Raw genomic sequence first — 16,679 nt, 5'->3', positions numbered from 1 at the left:
TTTAAGGCTCAGCGGGCCCGGCGGTCGGGAGGGCGATGGCGGATACTGCCGCCATACAGCCCCGGCGTCTTATGTCGGACGATAAACACGCACATTGGCATGTCCCTCACTGAGCAGGTGGTGTGCGTGCAAACGGCTCATCACACCCTTGTCGCAATACAGCAAGTACTGGCGCGTGGGGTCCAGGTGCTTGAACTTGCTGTTGATCGCGTAGAACGGCATGGCCTGGACTTCGATACCTTCCAGCGCCAGGGGTTCGTCTTCCTGGGCATCGGGGTGACGAATGTCGATGACGATCTGGCCTGGCAACGCTTCGGCCACTTCCTCGATTTCGATGTCCTTGCCCAGCTCATCGATCACATGGTCGATGGAAATGAATTTGGCGCGCTCCAGGGCGCGCTCCAGCACGGCCATGTCGAACTGTTTTTCTTCATGCTCCATGCGGTGGCGCTTGGCGTGGGTGGTCGGGTTTACCGAGATCACGCCGCAGTATTCTGGCATGTGCTTGGCGAAATCGGCGGTGCCGATTTCGGTGGCCTGGTCGATGATGTCCTGCTTGTGGCTGGCCAGCAACGGGCGCAGCACCAGCTTGTCGGTGGCCGAGTCGATGATCGACAGGTTCGGCAGCGTCTGGCTGGACACCTGGGAAATCGCCTCGCCGGTGACCAGCGCGTCGATCTGCAGGCGGTCGGCCATGTGCGCGGCACCGCGCAGCATCATGCGCTTGAGGGTGACGCCCATGTAGCTGTTGTCGACCTTGTTGAGGATTTCGCCGACCACTTCTTCGAACGGCACGCTGATGAACAGCACACGCTGGCTGCTTCCGTACTTTTTCCACAGGAAATGGGCCACTTCCATCACGCCCAGCTCGTGGGCACGGCCGCCGAGGTTGAAGAAGCAGAAGTGGGTCATCAGGCCACGGCGCATCATCTGGTAGGCCGCCACGGTGGAGTCGAAACCACCGGACATCAGCACCAGGGTCTGCTCCAGGGCGCCCAGCGGGTAACCGCCGATGCCGTTGTGCTGGTTGTGGATCACGTACAGGCGCTGGTCGCGGATTTCGATGCGCACCAGCACTTCAGGGTTCTTCAGCTCGATGCCGGCGGCGCCGCATTGCTGGCGCAGCTGGCTGCCGACGTAGCGGTCGACGTCCATCGAGGTGAAGTCATGGTGGCCACCGCGCTTGCAGCGCACGGCGAAGTGCTTGCCGGCCAGCAAGTGGCCGAAGTGGTGCTTGCACTTGGCGACGATGTCGTCGAAGTCACCCAGCGGGTATTCCTCTACCTGCAGGAAGTGGGTGATACCCGGCGTGCAGGTGAGGCGCTCGATCATCTCGCGCTGGACTTTCTCGTCTTCGACGCGGGTGACCACTTCGAGATTGTCCCAGACACCATCGACCGCGAGCTCAGGGTCGAGGTCCTTGAGCACGTTGCGGATGTTCTTGCCGAGCTGGCGGATGAAGCGCTTGCGCACCGGCCGGCTCTTGATGGTGATTTCTGGGAAGACTTTGACGATAAGTTTCATTGGTTAACAGCGCGCGCAGGGCCTGCCGAAAATGAGGGGCGCGAATTATAGCGGAAATTGCTCAGGATTTGACCAACTTTTGATCAGAAGCTTTCAGATAAATGCAAGGCGGGGGTTTTGCGGTGCCCGTGAGATCGATCGCCCAGGCGCCACACAAATCAAGCAATGCACTTCTTTGGTGCATTGATACCAAAGCCCGCATCTTAAGGGTGCATTTTTCGCCATCACCCGCGCGCCAAATGCCCGCAAACGCCCCCTTTTATCCCGCCCTCGCCATTTTCGGGCACTGGCATGCAATTTGCTCCCTTGTGAGGCAGGTAAGCTTGGCCGACTATCCGCGCCCGGCAACACCCTTTTTCCAGGGCAGCGGCCCACCGCGCTCTAGACCATCCGGAGGACAACATGTCGAAGTCGGTTCAACTCATCAAAGATCATGACGTCAAGTGGATTGATCTGCGTTTCACGGACACCAAAGGCATTCAGCACCACGTGACCATGCCGTCGCGTGATGCGCTGGACGAGGACTTCTTCGAAGTCGGCAAGATGTTCGACGGTTCCTCCATCGCTGGCTGGAAAGGCATCGAAGCTTCCGACATGATCCTGATGCCGGTTGACGAAACCGCCGTGCTGGACCCGTTCACCGAAGAACCAACCCTGATCATCACCTGCGACATCGTCGACCCGTCGAGCATGCAGGGCTACGATCGTGACCCACGCGCAATCGCCAAGCGCGCCGAAGAGTACCTGAAGAGCACCGGCATCGGTGACACCGTATTCGCAGGCCCCGAGCCAGAATTCTTCATCTTCGACGAAGTGAAGTTCCAGTCGGACATCTCCGGCTCGATGTTCAAGATCTTCTCCGAGCAAGGCTCGTGGATGACCGGTGCTGACGTGGAAGGCGGCAACAAAGGCCACCGCCCAGGCGTGAAAGGCGGCTACTTCCCGGTTCCGCCGTTCGACCACGACCACGAAATCCGTACTGCCATGTGCAACGCACTGGAAGAAATGGGTCAGACCGTTGAAGTTCACCACCACGAAGTGGCGACTGCCGGCCAGAACGAAATCGGCGTCAAGTTCAACACCCTGGTGAAGAAGGCTGACGAAGTACAAGCCCTGAAATACGTCGTGCATAACGTTGCCGACGCTTACGGCCGTACCGCCACCTTCATGCCGAAGCCACTGTACGGCGACAACGGTTCGGGCATGCACGTACACATGTCGATCTGGAAAGACGGCAAGAACACCTTCTCGGGTGAAGGCTATGCCGGCCTGTCCGACACCGCCCTGTACTTCATCGGCGGTATCATCAAGCACGGCAAGGCCCTGAACGGCTTCACCAACCCGTCGACCAACTCGTACAAGCGTCTGGTACCAGGCTTCGAAGCCCCGGTAATGCTGGCCTACTCGGCGCGTAACCGTTCCGCCTCGATCCGTATTCCTTACGTCGGCAGCCCGAAAGCCCGCCGTATCGAAGCACGCTTCCCGGACCCATCGGCCAACCCGTACCTGGCCTTCGCGGCCCTGCTGATGGCCGGCCTGGACGGCATCCAGAACAAGATCCACCCAGGCGATGCTGCCGACAAGAACCTGTACGACCTGCCACCAGAAGAGGCCAAGGACATTCCGCAAGTGTGCGGCAGCCTGAAAGAAGCCCTGGAAGAGCTGGACAAAGGCCGTGCGTTCCTGACCAAGGGCGGCGTGTTCTCCGACGACTTCATCGATGCCTTCATCGAGCTGAAATCGGAAGAAGAGATCAAGGTCCGTACCTTCGTGCACCCGCTGGAATACGAGCTGTACTACAGCTGCTGATCTGATCGGCGCCTCGCGCCGATGACATGATCAGGAACGGCCTCCCTCGGGAGGCCGTTTTCGTTTCTGCGCCACACAGAAATCACCTCACCCACGCTATGCTCTATCTTGGTGCATAACAAAGCGCCATGCCCCTATTTGCTCCCCAATCTGGTTCAGATGAAACGTTTCATCCAGAGTTTCTGATCCGAATTTGCGCAGATACAGGCCATTATCGGCAAATCCCGCTTCTTTTCGGAGCTTTGGTTTGTTTCTTGCATTTCTTGCAGGTAGAGAGCCTCGCATCGGCGGGGCCACCGCACCTGGCCCTGGCCAAAGCAGTGCCAGGCAAGCGCCAAAAGAGGTCAACGACGCCTTATGACCATCAGCGATGCACAGCACCGTCTGCTTCTGGACAACCTGACCACCGCCACGTTGCTGCTCAATGCCGAGCTGCGCCTGGAGTACATGAACCCGGCTGCGGAAATGCTGCTGGCTGTCAGCGGGCAACGTAGCCATGGGCAGTTCATCAGCGAGCTGTTCACCGAGTCGACCGAAGCGCTCAGCTCGTTGCGCCAGGCGGTCGAACAGGCGCACCCGTTCACCAAGCGCGAAGCGCAGCTCACCTCGCTGACCGGACAGACCATCACAGTCGACTACGCGGTAACCCCCATCCTCAACCAGGGCCAGACCCTGCTGTTGCTGGAGGTTCACCCGCGCGACCGGCTGCTGCGTATCACCAAGGAAGAGGCCCAGCTGAGCAAACAGGAAACCACCAAGATGCTGGTGCGCGGCCTGGCTCACGAAATCAAGAACCCCCTCGGCGGCATCCGTGGCGCGGCGCAGTTGCTGTCACGCGAATTGCCCGAGGAAGGCCTGCGCGACTACACCAACGTAATCATCGAAGAAGCCGACCGCCTGCGTAACCTGGTAGACCGCATGCTCGGCTCGAACAAGCTGCCGTCGCTGGCCATGACCAACATCCACGAAGTGCTGGAGCGGGTCTGCAGCCTGGTCGAGGCCGAAAGCCAGGGTTGCATCACTTTGGTGCGCGATTACGACCCGAGCCTGCCGGACGTCTTGATCGACCGCGAACAGATGATCCAGGCCGTCCTCAACATCGTGCGTAACGCCATGCAGGCAATCAGTTCGCAGAACGAGCTGCGCCTGGGCCGCATCACCCTGCGCAGCCGCGCCTTGCGCCAGTTCACCATCGGCCATGTGCGCCATCGTCTGGTGGCGCGGGTGGAAATCATCGACAACGGCCCGGGCATCCCGCCGGAACTGCAAGACACCCTCTTCTATCCCATGGTCAGTGGCCGCCCCGACGGTACCGGGCTGGGCCTGGCCATTACCCAGAACATCATCAGCCAGCACCAGGGCCTGATCGAGTGTGAAAGCCACGCAGGCCACACCGCCTTTTCGATCTACCTGCCTCTGGAACAAGGAGCCACCGCCTCATGAGCCGAAGTGAAACCGTATGGATCGTCGACGATGATCGCTCCATCCGCTGGGTACTGGAAAAAGCCCTGCAACAGGAAGGCATGACCACCCAGAGCTTCGACAGCGCAGATGGTGTGATGGGCCGCCTTGCGCGCCAGCAACCGGACGTGATCATTTCCGACATCCGCATGCCGGGTGCCAGCGGCCTCGACCTGCTGGCACAGATTCGCGAGCAGCACCCACGCCTACCGGTCATCATCATGACCGCTCATTCCGACCTGGACAGCGCCGTGGCGTCTTACCAGGGGGGTGCCTTCGAATACCTGCCCAAGCCGTTCGACGTGGACGAGGCTGTCTCGCTGGTCAAACGTGCCAACCAGCATGCCCAGGAACAACAAGGGCTGGATGTGCCACAGAACCTGGCGCGCACACCCGAAATCATCGGCGAAGCACCGGCCATGCAGGAGGTGTTCCGCGCCATCGGCCGCCTCAGCCACTCCAACATCACCGTATTGATCAACGGTGAGTCGGGTACCGGTAAAGAGCTGGTCGCCCATGCGCTGCACCGCCACAGCCCGCGTGCGGCGTCGCCGTTCATTGCCCTGAACATGGCCGCCATCCCCAAGGACTTGATGGAGTCCGAACTGTTCGGCCATGAGAAAGGCGCCTTCACGGGTGCCGCCAACCTGCGCCGGGGCCGCTTCGAGCAGGCGGATGGCGGCACGCTGTTCCTCGACGAAATCGGTGACATGCCTGCCGACACCCAGACCCGCCTGCTGCGGGTGCTGGCCGATGGCGAGTTTTATCGCGTTGGCGGCCACGTGCCGGTCAAGGTCGATGTGCGCATCATTGCCGCGACCCACCAGAACCTGGAGTCGCTGGTGCAGGCCGGCAAGTTCCGCGAAGACTTGTTCCACCGCCTGAACGTGATTCGCATCCATATTCCTCGGCTGGCCGACCGCCGTGAGGACATCCCCGCCCTCGCCCGCCATTTCCTCGCCCGCGCCGCCCAGGAGCTGGCGGTGGAGCCGAAAATTCTCAAGCCGGAGACCGAAGAGTTCATCCGCAACCTGCCGTGGCCGGGCAACGTGCGGCAGATGGAGAACACTTGCCGCTGGATCACCGTGATGGCCTCCAGCCGAGAGGTGCTGATCGGCGACCTGCCGCCTGAACTGCTAAACCTGCCGCAGGACGCCGCACCGGTCACCAACTGGGAGCAGGCCTTACGCCAGTGGGCCGACCAGGCGTTGGCGCGCGGGCAGTCGAACCTGCTGGACAGCGCGGTGCCGAGCTTTGAGCGGATCATGATCGAGACGGCGCTCAAGCATACCGCCGGTCGGCGCCGGGATGCGGCGCTTTTACTGGGTTGGGGGCGTAATACCTTGACCCGCAAGATCAAGGAGCTGGGGATGAATGTGGCGGGCGGTGATGACGAGGAAGGTGACGACCACTAACTCTCGGTAATCCTGCAAGATCCCTGGGGCCGCTTTGCGGCCCCAGCCATTTCAGCCTACCGATGCACCGATCCTGTGCCCAATGCACCTCTGGAAGGCACAAATCCCCTCAAAAACCGGCCAAATACCCCTCAAAGCCCAATATTTACGGGCTTTGCAAAATTGGCACGCCCCCTGCAATACCTAATACATACCCAGTTTCGGGGGCCCTGGTACAGGCAGGCCGGGTGAACCCCTCTTTTATTCGCAACACCGCCCGTTTTGGGGACCTCGGTACAGGCAGGCCGGGACATCCCCCCTTTACACGCAACACGCAGTACCCCTTTTGGGGACCCTGGTACAGGCAGGCCGGGATATCCCCTCTTTTATTCGTGCAGCTTCACCTGCACACGCCAACGCCCAGCGTCCTCTGTACCGGCCCACTCGCCGTGCAGGGGACGCGCGGCCACCACTGTCAGCAACAAGCCTTCCTTGCTCTTCTGCACCCGCCAGCTAACTGGCTTCCCCGCCAGGCTCAATTGCCCTTGCTGGGCCTTGCCCTGGGCCTGGAACAGCAACGCAACCGTCCCTTCCACGTTCTCGCCGTGCAGCTGCGGTTCTTCATTGAACCAAAGGTCCAGGCCGTCCTGCACCACCTCCACCTGCTGCAACACCCGCTCTTCGGGCGTTGTCAGGCGGCCAATCATCAACCCGACCATGACGCCAACGATCGCCAGCGACAGCATCATCCGTGGGAAGGCCTTCGAACGCACGTCCGGTTCAGGGGTAGAATGCCCGTCATCTTCACGCTTGGAGCCGTGCATGTTTCACGTCATCCTTTTTCAACCAGAAATTCCGCCAAATACCGGCAACATCATTCGCCTGTGCGCCAACAGCGGCTGCCACCTGCACCTGATCGAACCCATCAGTTTCGAACTGGACGACAAGCGCCTGCGCCGTGCGGGGCTGGACTACCACGAGTATGCCACGCTCAAGCGCCATGAGAGCCTGGCCGGATGCCTGGAAAGCCTGGGCAATCCACGGCTGTTCGCCTTTACCACCAAGGGCTCGCACCCGTTCCATGAAGTGGCCTATCAACCGGGTGATGCCTTCCTGTTCGGGCCAGAGAGCCGCGGGTTGCCAGCCGAGGTGCTGGACAGCTTGCCGGCTGAGCAGCGCCTGCGCCTGCCAATGCGGCCTGGGTGCCGTAGCTTGAACCTGTCGAACACTGTGGCGGTGACCGTGTATGAGGCGTGGCGGCAGAATGCGTTTGCCGGCAGTTGATGCATGGGCAGGAACGGCCTCTTCGCGGGGCAAGCCCGCTCCCACATTTAAATGTGTACGCCAAACCATTGTGGAAGCGGGCTTGCCCCGCGAAGAGGCCCGCACAGGCAATAAAAAAGCGCCCCGAGAGGCGCTTTCTTGATACCGGCAGTGATTACTGCACAGTCGGCGCAGCGCCCGCTTCCTGCATGCGTTGCAGTTCTTGCGCATACAGTGCGTCGAAGTTGACCGGCGACAGCATCAGGGCCGGGAACGAACCGCGGGTCACCAGGCTGTCCAGGGTCTCACGGGCGTACGGGAACAGGATGTTCGGGCAGAACGCACCCAGGGTGTGGCTCATCGAAGCTGCATCCAGGTTGGCGATCAGGAAGATACCGGCCTGCTGTACTTCAGCGATGAACGCTACTTCGTCACCGTTCTTGACGGTAACCGACAGGGTCAGCACCACCTCGTGGAAGTCGCCTTCCAGGGCTTTCTGCTTGGTGTTCAGGTCCAGCGCAACGCTCGGCTCCCAGCTCTGGCGGAAGATCTGCGGGCTTTTCGGGGCTTCGAACGACAGATCGCGCACGTAGATGCGCTGCAGGGAAAACTGTGGGCTGTTGTCTTCTGCAGCAGCGCCGTTGGTCTGTTGGTCAGTCATGGCAGATCCTTATCCTAATGTTTTTGAATGCAGTGCAAATCAGGCCGCCAGCAGCGCGTCGAGCTTGCCGGCGCGCTCCAGGGCATAGAGGTCATCGCATCCACCGACATGGGTGCTGCCGATCCAGATCTGCGGCACCGACGTACGGCCGGCCCTCTGGCTCATCTCGGCGCGCACCTGCGGTTTGCCGTCGACCTTGATTTCCTCGAACGCCACGCCTTTGCTCTCAAGCAAGTACTTGGCGCGCATGCAGTAGGGGCAGTAGTCGCTGGAATAGACGATGACGGGCTTCATATCACTTCACCAGGGGCAGGTTATCGGCTTTCCAGCTGGAAACGCCACCGCTCAGTTTGGCAGCGGTGTAGCCAGCCTTGAGCAGTTCGCGGCAGTGGGTGCCGGACTGCTGGCCCATTGCGTCGACGACGATTAGGGTCTTCTCTTTGTGCTTGTCCAGCTCGCTCATGCGGGTGGCCAGCTTGTCCTGCGGAATGTTGATCGCACCGACGATGTGGCCGGCGGCATATTCCTTGGAAGTACGGATGTCGACGACCAGACCCTTGTCGGCATTGACCAGGGCGGTCAGCTGGCCGTTGCTCAGGCTCTGGCCGCCACGGCGGATTTCATTGAGCAGCAGCAGGACCAGCAGAACAACGAAGATCGCAACCAGGATGTAGTGATCTGTCGCGAATTGAATCAGGTGAGCAACCATCAGCGGTGTTCCAGGCGATTGAAAATGCCGGCCAGTATACACAGCCCCCCAGTGCCACCAAAGCCCGACAGGCCGGCCGGAAAGGTACCTTCATGTTGCTACATCGGGCGCGCTGGTCAGGCAACAGGACGAATATTCGCCGCTGGTGGCGGATTTGCCCTAAAATGCGTGTCTTTATCATCTTTGAACAACCGTGAGTTTGATTGATGACGAGTACGCCCAAACCCCTGGTCCTGATCATCCTGGATGGCTTCGGCCACAGCGAAAGCCCCGAATACAACGCCATCTACGCCGCCAACACACCGGTCTATGACCGCCTGCGCGCCAGCCAGCCGCACGGCCTCATTTCCGGTTCGGGCATGGATGTCGGCCTGCCGGACGGGCAGATGGGCAACTCCGAAGTCGGTCACATGAACCTCGGCGCCGGCCGCGTCGTGTACCAGGACTTCACCCGGGTGACCAAGGCCATCCGTGACGGCGAATTCTTCGAAAACCCCGTGCTCACCGGCGCCGTGGACAAGGCCGCCAGTGCCGGCAAGGCCGTGCACATCCTCGGCCTGCTGTCCGATGGCGGCGTACACAGCCACCAGGACCATCTGGTGGCCATGGCCGAACTGGCCGCGCAGCGCGGTGCAGAAAAAATCTACCTGCACGCCTTCCTCGATGGCCGCGACACCCCGCCGCGCAGCGCGCAGTCGTCCATCGAACTGCTCGACGCCACCTTCGCCAAACTGGGCAAGGGCCGCATCGCGAGCCTGATCGGCCGCTACTTCGCCATGGACCGCGACAACCGCTGGGACCGCGTCAGCGCCGCCTACAACCTGATCGTCGACAGCGCCGCCGAATATACCGCCGACACCGCGCTGGCTGGGCTGGAAGCGGCCTACGCACGCGACGAGAGCGACGAGTTCGTCAAGGCCACCCGCGTTGGCGAAGCGGTCAAGGTCGAAGACGGCGATGCCGTGATCTTCATGAACTTCCGCGCCGACCGTGCCCGCGAGCTGTCGCGCGTGTTCGTCGAAGCCGACTTCAACGAATTCCCGCGTGCCCGCCTGCCAAAACTGGCGGCCTACATCGGCCTGACCCAGTACTCGGCCAAGATTCCGGCCCCTGCGGCCTTCGCCCCGGCCAGCCTGCACAACGTGCTGGGCGAGTACCTGGCGAAAAACGGCAAGACCCAGCTGCGCATCGCCGAAACCGAGAAATACGCTCACGTCACCTTCTTCTTCTCCGGCGGCCGCGAAGAGCCGTTCGAAGGCGAGGAACGCATCCTCATTCCATCGCCGAAGGTTGCTACCTACGACCTGCAGCCGGAGATGAGCGCACCGGAAGTGACCGACCGCATCGTCGAAGCCATCGAGCAGCAACGCTATGACGTGATCGTGGTCAACTACGCCAACGGCGACATGGTCGGCCACACGGGCGTGTTCGAGGCGGCCGTGAAAGCCGTCGAGGCCCTGGACGGCTGCGTCGGCCGCATCGTTGAAGCGCTGGACAAGGTGGGCGGCGAAGCGCTGATCACCGCCGACCACGGCAACGTCGAGCAAATGGAAGACGAATGCACCGGCCAGGCGCACACCGCGCACACCACCGAGCCGGTGCCGTTCATCTATGTGGGCAAGCGCAACGTGAAAGTGCGTGATGGCGGCGTGCTGGCCGACGTGGCACCGACCATGCTGAAGCTACTGGGGCTTGAGAAGCCGGTGGAAATGACCGGCACCTCGATCCTGGTTGACGCCTGATTCGGTGGGTTGGGGCTGCAAAGCAGCCCCTTTGCACATGAATTCCGGACAAACGCCCCTCTGCACCCGCAGCGAGGCGTTTTTTTTGCCCGCCCGGGCGGGCATACTAGGCCAGTCTCCATCCTTGGTACGCCAAACCCCATGCTTCGCGCCCTGATTCTCCTAGCCCTGTCTTGCCTGCTCAGCCCGGCCTTCGCCGATGAGCGTGCGCAGACCCAGCAGCAACTGGACGCCACCCGCCAGGACATTGCCGAGCTCAAGAAGACGCTGGGCAAGCTCCAGGAAGAAAAGGCCGGTGTGCAAAAGGACCTCAAAGCCACCGAGACCGACATCGGCAACCTCGAAAAACAGGTGGAGGCGCTGCAGCAAGAGCTAAAAAAGACCGAGGGCGATCTGGAGCGCCTTGATACCGAGAAAAAAAAACTCCAGAGCGCCCGCGTTGAACAACAACGGCTGATCGCCATCCAGGCCCGCTCGGCCTACCAGAACAACGGCCGCGAGGAATACCTCAAGCTGCTGCTCAACCAGCAGAACCCTGAGAAGTTCGCCCGCACCCTCACCTACTACGACTACATCAGCAAGGCGCGCCTGGAACAACTGCGCACCTTCAACGAGACCCTGCGCCAGCTGGGCAACGTCGAGCAGGAAATTGCCACCCAGCAGGAGCAGTTGCTGGCCCAGCGCGCCGACCTCGACAGCCGCCGCCAGGCCTTGGAAGCCGAGCGCGGCAAGCGCCAGCAGGTGCTGGCCAAGCTCAATGGCGACATGAAGGACCGCGACCAGAAGTTGCAGGCCCGCGAGCAGGACCAGGCCGACCTGTCCAAAGTCCTCAAGACCATCGAGGAAACCCTGGCCCGTCAGGCCCGCGAAGCCGAGGAAGCGCGCAAGAAAGCCTTGCTGGCCCAGCAGGAAGCGGAAAAGCGCCGCCAGCAGGAAGCCCTGGCCGCCGCCGCCGCCCGCGAACAAGCCAAGGAACCCGTGGAGCCACCGAAAAAGGCCCGTACCACGCTCGGCCCGATGGTTTCCACCGACGGCGCAAGCTATGGCGGTGCATTTTCTTCCGCACGGGGAAAACTTCCTTGGCCAGTCAACGGTCGATTGCTGGCACGCTTCGGGGATGCCCGCGGCAGCGATGCCCGTGCCAAATGGGACGGGGTGATGATCAGCGCCAACCCAGGCACCCAGGTACGTGCGGTGCACGGCGGGCGTGTAGTGTTCGCCGACTGGTTGCGCGGTGCAGGGCTTCTGGTCATTCTCGACCATGGCAACGGTTACCTGAGCCTGTACGGCCACAACCAGAGCCTGCTCAAGAGCGCCGGTGATATCGTCAAGGCCGGTGAAGCCATTTCCACCGTTGGCGACAGCGGCGGCCAGGACGCGGCAGGCTTGTACTTCGCCATCCGCCAGCAGGGCCGGCCGACCGACCCTTCGCAATGGTGCCGGGGCTAGTCAAATTTCTACGGCGTAGCCTGAGTGCTGCGCCGATGCTCCCCAGGGAGCGCTTACAGGATCAGGAGTTCGTTCGACATGCTGCACTCGCCTCGTCTCACCCAGCTGGCCCTGTCCATCGCCCTGGCGGTCGGTGCGCCCCTGGCCATCGCTGCCGAGCCGGCCAAGGCCGCCGCAGTGCCTGCCACCGAGGTCACGGCCAAGGCGCCACTGCCGCTGGAAGAGCTGCGTACCTTCGCCGAGGTCATGGACCGCATCAAGGCGGCCTATGTAGAGCCAGTGGACGACAAGACCCTGCTGGAAAACGCCATCAAAGGCATGCTCAGCAACCTTGACCCGCACTCGGCCTACCTCGGCCCCGAGGACTTCCAGGAGCTGCAGGAAAGCACCAGCGGCGAGTTCGGCGGGCTGGGCATCGAAGTGGGCCAGGAAGACGGCTTCATCAAGGTGGTCTCGCCTATCGATGACACCCCGGCCTCCCGGGCTGGCGTGCAGGCCGGCGACCTGATCGTCAAGATCAACGGCGCCCCCACCCGCGGCCAGACCATGACCGAAGCGGTCGACAAGATGCGCGGCAAGGTTGGCGAAAAAATCACCCTGACCCTGGTGCGCGACGGCGGCAACCCGTTTGACGTGACCCTGGCCCGCGCGGTCATTCAGGTCAAGAGCGTGAAGAGCCAGCTGCTGGAAAACGACTACGGCTACATCCGTATCACCCAGTTCCAGGTCAAGACCGGCGACGAAGTGGGCAAGGCCCTGGCCAAGCTGCGCAAGGACAACGGCAAGAAGCTGCGCGGCGTCGTGCTGGACCTGCGCAACAACCCGGGCGGCGTACTGCAATCGGCGGTGGAAGTGGCCGACCACTTCCTGACCAAGGGCTTGATCGTCTACACCAAAGGCCGCATCGCCAACTCCGAACTGCGCTTCTCCGCCGACCCGGCCGACGCCAGCGAAGGCGTGCCACTGGTAGTGCTGATCAACGGCGGCAGTGCCTCGGCCTCCGAGATTGTCGCCGGCGCCCTGCAGGACCAGAAACGCGCCGTGCTGATGGGTACCGACAGCTTCGGCAAAGGCTCGGTGCAGACCGTGTTGCCGCTGGCCAACGACCGTGCCCTGAAACTCACCACCGCGCTGTACTTCACCCCCAATGGCCGCTCGATCCAGGCCCAGGGCATCGTTCCCGATATCGAAGTGCGTCCGGCCAAGCTCACCGCTGAAGTCGACACCGACAATTTCAAGGAAGCCGACCTGCAGGGCCACCTGGGCAACGGCAACGGCGGCGCCGACCGCCCGACCGGCAGCAGCAAGCGCAAAGAGCGCCCACAGGATGACGACTTCCAGTTGAGCCAGGCGCTGAGCCTGCTCAAAGGGCTGAACATCACCTCAGGCAAGTGATTCACCCTATGCGGTATCTGCTGTGTCTGTTGTTCTGCCTGTTGGCCGGGGTCGCGCAAGCGGCACCGGCCAACAAGGCCTACATGAGCATCATCATCGACGACCTGGGCCAGAGCACCGAGCGGGACAGCCGCACCCTCGCCCTGCCCGGCCCGGTGACCATGGCAATCATGCCCGACACCCCGCATGCCAGCGATTTCGCTCGTCAGGCACACAAAGCTGGCAAGACGGTGATCCTGCACATGCCGATGGACCCTGCGACCGGTCCCTATGCCTGGCACCCCGAGTTGCCGCTGCCGGTCCTGGCCAGCAGGTTGGACGCAGCCTTGGCCAAGGTGCCATTCGCCGCCGGCATCAACAACCACATGGGCAGCCGGATGACCGCCCAGCGTGAGCCCATGGCCTGGTTGATGGGTGAGTTGCAACAACGTCACCTGTTCTTCGTCGACAGCCGCACCAGCGCGGCCACCGTAGCGGCTGCCGAAGCCCAGCGCATCGGCCTGGCCCACGTTTCGCGTGATGTGTTCCTCGACGATGTGCGCACTACCGAGGCCATCAGCGGGCAGTTACAGCAAGGCATCGCCCTGGCGCGCAAGCAGGGTTCGGCTGTGTTGATCGGGCATCCTTATCCTCAGACTCTCGATGTGCTGGAGCGGGCACTGCCACAGCTCAGAGGCCAAGGCATCGAACTGATCAAGCTCAGCCAAATGATTGCCCTGCGAAGCAACCAAGCGATGCCTGGGCATGGCAAGAATGGCCGCTACACCAATCGCTGAGAAACAGGGGCTACAACGCGGCCCAATAAAAAACCCGCTCAGGTGAGCGGGTTTTCTTTTACCTAAACAGCAATCAGCTATACACACGCCCCAACAGCTGGCGGTGGCTTTCGAACTGGTCCAGCACATCACGCACGATCTGCTCCGGCGCAAAGCCCATCAGGTCGTACTCCTGGCTGCCGTCGTGCAAGTACACCTCGGCACGGTAGAAGCGCTGGCGCACTTCCGGCTCGCCTTCCACCGGCGCCTCGCTCGGCGCGGCCATGTAGCCGTCCAGGCTGACTTCGTAAACGAACGGGTTACCCTCGTCCATCATCACCCGCAGGCCCATCATGTTGCGCGACTGGCCAACACGGGTTTCCACTTCGAAGCCCAGGGTTTGCAGTTGCGCGGCCGCTTCTTTCAGCGCCGGGCTAACCTGCTTGTCCATGAAGCGCTGCACCACGGCCTGGGTCGGCTGCAGCTCCAGCTGGGTGAGGCGCTCGCTGAAGCCGCGACGGCCACGGGCGGCCAGCTCGGCGCGCTCGCTTTCCACCGCCACGTCCTGCTTCATGGCCTTGTACAGGCCGAACATGAACAGCACCAGCACCACCGAGAACGGCAGGCCCGCCAGCACCACCATGGTCTGCATGGCTTCGAAGTTACCGGCAAACAGCAGGCCGATGGTGACCAGGGTGATAACCACCGACCAGAACACCACCATCCAGTGCGGGGCGTCTTCGTCGACCTTGCCGCCTTTGCACGACAAGTTGGCCATCATCACCGCGCCTGAGTCGGCCGGGGTGAGGAACAGCACAAAGCCCACAAACACCGCTACACCGATCACGATCTTGGCCGCCGGGAAGTATTCCAGCAGCTGGTAGATCGACATCGACGGTTGTTCCAGCGCAGTCTTGCCCAGCTCCACGGCGCCCTGGTTGATCACCAGGTCCAGCGCGGTGTTGCCGAAGATCGACAGCCAGGCCAGGGTAAAGCCCAGCGGGATCAGCAGCACGCCCATCACCAGTTGGCGCACGGTGCGGCCCTTGGAGATACGGGCAATGAACATGCCGACGAACGGCCCCCAGGAAATCCACCAGGCCCAGTAGAACACGGTCCACAGGCCCAGCCAGCGCTCGGACTTGCCCGCCTCGCCTTCATACACATACAGGTCGAAGGTTTTCAGCACGATGCCGTTCAGGTAGTCACCGATGTTCTGCACGAAGCCGTTGAGCAGGTGCAGGGTTTCACCACCCAGCAGTACGAAGATCAGCAGGCCGCTGAACAGCATGATGTTCAGGTTGGACAGGCGGCGAATGCCGTTTTCCACACCCGAAACCGCCGCCACGGTGGCCACACCGGCCATGACCAGGATCACCACCAGCAGGTTGGTCTTGCTGTGGTCCATGCCAAACAGGTATTCCAGGCCGGAAGACACCTGCATCGAGCCGATCCCCAGGTTGGTCACCAGGCCCAGCAGGGTCACGAACATGCCGAAGATGTCCACGGCGTTGCCGGCAGCGCCCTTGACCCAACGCTCACCCACCAGCGGGTACAGCGCCGAGCGCAGTGCCAGCGGCTGGTTGTGGCGGTAGGCGAAGTAACCCACGGCCAGGCCGACCAGGGCATAGATTGCCCAGCCGTGCAGGCCCCAGTGCAGGAAGGTCAGTTGCAGGCCCTGGCGCGCAGCTTCGAGGCTGGCCGGGGTGCCTTCCGGTGGGTTGAAGTAGTGGTCCAGCGGTTCGGACGCGCCGAAGTACAGCAGCGAAATACCGATACCGGACGAGAACAGCATGCCGGCCCAGGCGCCGTAGCTGAAGTCCGGCTGGTCGTCCTTGCCGCCCAGCTTGAGGCTGCCGTAGTCGGAGAAGGCCAGGTAGACGACAAACAGCAGGTAACCGCAAATCACCAGCATGTAGTACCAGCCAAAGGTGCGCGTCAGCCATTTCTGGGCCACGCCCAGCACCTGGCCGGCGGTTTCGGGTACAGCGATCAGCAAGGCAGTCAGAACAAGGATCATCAGCGCGGAGGTGAAGAACACCACGCGGTTGACCCGTACCCTCTCGGCGGGGGGCTTGGTAAGTGAGGCAGAACTCATTGCACGAATGCTCCGGGCAGTGCGGCTGTGGAGGCTAATCAGTCTTTCCCGAGCAATTGGTGGAATATCCCCACTGCATCAGGTGTTATAAAAGCACCCTGGAAACCGTGATCCCGAATCGATACGTTGCAAAAAAACAGACAGGTGGCCTGCTGAAAAAGCCACACCTCGGCAGAGGTGCGCGCATTCGTCACAGATCACCCCGCCCGCTCCAAGGGCCTGTCGCAGGGCCAGTGACCGTACGGCGAAATCTGCATTTCGCATCGCTCATGCCCGTCAACGCCTTGTATTCCGGGGGTTACGCGATTTCCTGGGGTGTCAACTCGTGCCTTCTCGACCGCCTGAAAAACTGTCAATGGCACAAATTGTCGCAGAGCTTATTCTTTATTGATTGAACGTTCAATCAAAACAAAATAGAC

The 16,679-nt window shown here is 61.8% G+C and carries 14 protein-coding genes; 8 read left to right on the top strand and 6 right to left on the bottom strand.

Annotated features, from left to right (window positions below; genetic code table 11):
* Positions 1-69 precede the first annotated feature (69 nt).
* A complete protein-coding gene (gene thiI / locus D8767_RS02550) occupies positions 70-1,524 on the bottom strand; it encodes a tRNA uracil 4-sulfurtransferase ThiI (RefSeq protein ID WP_016712461.1) in 1,455 nt (484 codons plus the stop codon).
* Between the two features lie 402 nt (positions 1,525-1,926).
* Here thiI and glnA point away from each other — a divergent pair, with 402 nt between their 5' ends.
* From glnA to ntrC, 3 genes are all read left to right on the top strand, one after another.
* Positions 1,927-3,333: a type I glutamate--ammonia ligase gene (glnA, locus tag D8767_RS02545; protein WP_016712462.1), complete on the top strand. Its 1,407-nt coding sequence runs from the start codon at positions 1,927-1,929 to the stop codon at positions 3,331-3,333.
* A gap of 357 nt (positions 3,334-3,690) precedes the next feature.
* Complete coding sequence (gene glnL / locus D8767_RS02540; RefSeq protein WP_016712463.1) at positions 3,691-4,776, top strand: nitrogen regulation protein NR(II); 1,086 nt, start codon at positions 3,691-3,693, stop codon at positions 4,774-4,776.
* Positions 4,773-6,209 (top strand): nitrogen regulation protein NR(I), encoded by a 1,437-nt coding sequence (ntrC, locus tag D8767_RS02535; RefSeq protein WP_016712464.1) that lies wholly within the window; start codon positions 4,773-4,775, stop codon positions 6,207-6,209. The genes glnL and ntrC overlap by 4 nt, the downstream gene beginning before the upstream one ends.
* 365 nt (positions 6,210-6,574) lie before the next feature.
* On the opposite strand, the gene D8767_RS02530 is transcribed toward ntrC, so the two are convergent.
* Entirely contained in the window at positions 6,575-7,012 is a 438-nt protein-coding gene (locus D8767_RS02530; RefSeq protein WP_016712465.1) for a hypothetical protein, read from the bottom strand.
* Here D8767_RS02530 and trmL point away from each other — a divergent pair.
* On the top strand, positions 7,011-7,472 hold the full coding sequence (gene trmL, locus D8767_RS02525) for a tRNA (uridine(34)/cytosine(34)/5-carboxymethylaminomethyluridine(34)-2'-O)-methyltransferase TrmL (RefSeq protein ID WP_016712466.1): 462 nt from the start codon (positions 7,011-7,013) through the stop codon (positions 7,470-7,472). The genes D8767_RS02530 and trmL overlap by 2 nt on opposite strands.
* 154 nt (positions 7,473-7,626) lie before the next feature.
* On the opposite strand, the gene secB is transcribed toward trmL, so the two are convergent.
* The 3 genes from secB to D8767_RS02510 are packed head-to-tail and all read right to left on the bottom strand — an operon-like array spanning position 7,627 to position 8,821.
* Entirely contained in the window at positions 7,627-8,112 is a 486-nt protein-coding gene (gene secB, locus D8767_RS02520; protein ID WP_016712467.1) for a protein-export chaperone SecB, read from the bottom strand.
* 39 nt (positions 8,113-8,151) lie between these two features.
* Positions 8,152-8,406, bottom strand: a complete 255-nt coding sequence (gene grxC / locus D8767_RS02515; RefSeq protein WP_016712468.1) for a glutaredoxin 3 — start codon at positions 8,404-8,406, stop codon at positions 8,152-8,154.
* A gap of 1 nt (position 8,407) precedes the next feature.
* Positions 8,408-8,821, bottom strand: coding sequence for a rhodanese-like domain-containing protein (locus D8767_RS02510; RefSeq protein WP_016712469.1), 414 nt, complete (start codon positions 8,819-8,821; stop codon positions 8,408-8,410).
* A 206-nt stretch (positions 8,822-9,027) separates the two neighbouring features.
* Here D8767_RS02510 and gpmI point away from each other — a divergent pair, with 206 nt between their 5' ends.
* From gpmI to D8767_RS02490, 4 genes are all read left to right on the top strand, one after another.
* Positions 9,028-10,563 (top strand): 2,3-bisphosphoglycerate-independent phosphoglycerate mutase, encoded by a 1,536-nt coding sequence (gene gpmI / locus D8767_RS02505; protein WP_016712470.1) that lies wholly within the window; start codon positions 9,028-9,030, stop codon positions 10,561-10,563.
* Between the two features lie 141 nt (positions 10,564-10,704).
* On the top strand, positions 10,705-12,012 hold the full coding sequence (locus D8767_RS02500) for a murein hydrolase activator EnvC (RefSeq protein ID WP_016712471.1): 1,308 nt from the start codon (positions 10,705-10,707) through the stop codon (positions 12,010-12,012).
* Positions 12,013-12,090: 78 nt separating this feature from the next.
* Positions 12,091-13,407 (top strand): S41 family peptidase, encoded by a 1,317-nt coding sequence (locus D8767_RS02495; RefSeq protein WP_016712472.1) that lies wholly within the window; start codon positions 12,091-12,093, stop codon positions 13,405-13,407.
* A gap of 8 nt (positions 13,408-13,415) precedes the next feature.
* Positions 13,416-14,183: a divergent polysaccharide deacetylase family protein gene (locus D8767_RS02490; protein WP_060709396.1), complete on the top strand. Its 768-nt coding sequence runs from the start codon at positions 13,416-13,418 to the stop codon at positions 14,181-14,183.
* 73 nt (positions 14,184-14,256) lie between these two features.
* Here D8767_RS02490 and D8767_RS02485 read toward each other — a convergent pair whose 3' ends face one another.
* Positions 14,257-16,203, bottom strand: a complete 1,947-nt coding sequence (locus D8767_RS02485) for a BCCT family transporter (RefSeq protein WP_230852945.1) — start codon at positions 16,201-16,203, stop codon at positions 14,257-14,259.
* Between the last annotated feature and the right edge of the window lie 476 nt (positions 16,204-16,679).

Source organism: Pseudomonas sp. LTGT-11-2Z (genome assembly GCF_003691445.1).
Lineage (GTDB): Bacteria > Pseudomonadota > Gammaproteobacteria > Pseudomonadales > Pseudomonadaceae > Aquipseudomonas > Aquipseudomonas monteilii.
This window is presented reverse-complemented; position numbering and strand designations above follow the sequence as displayed.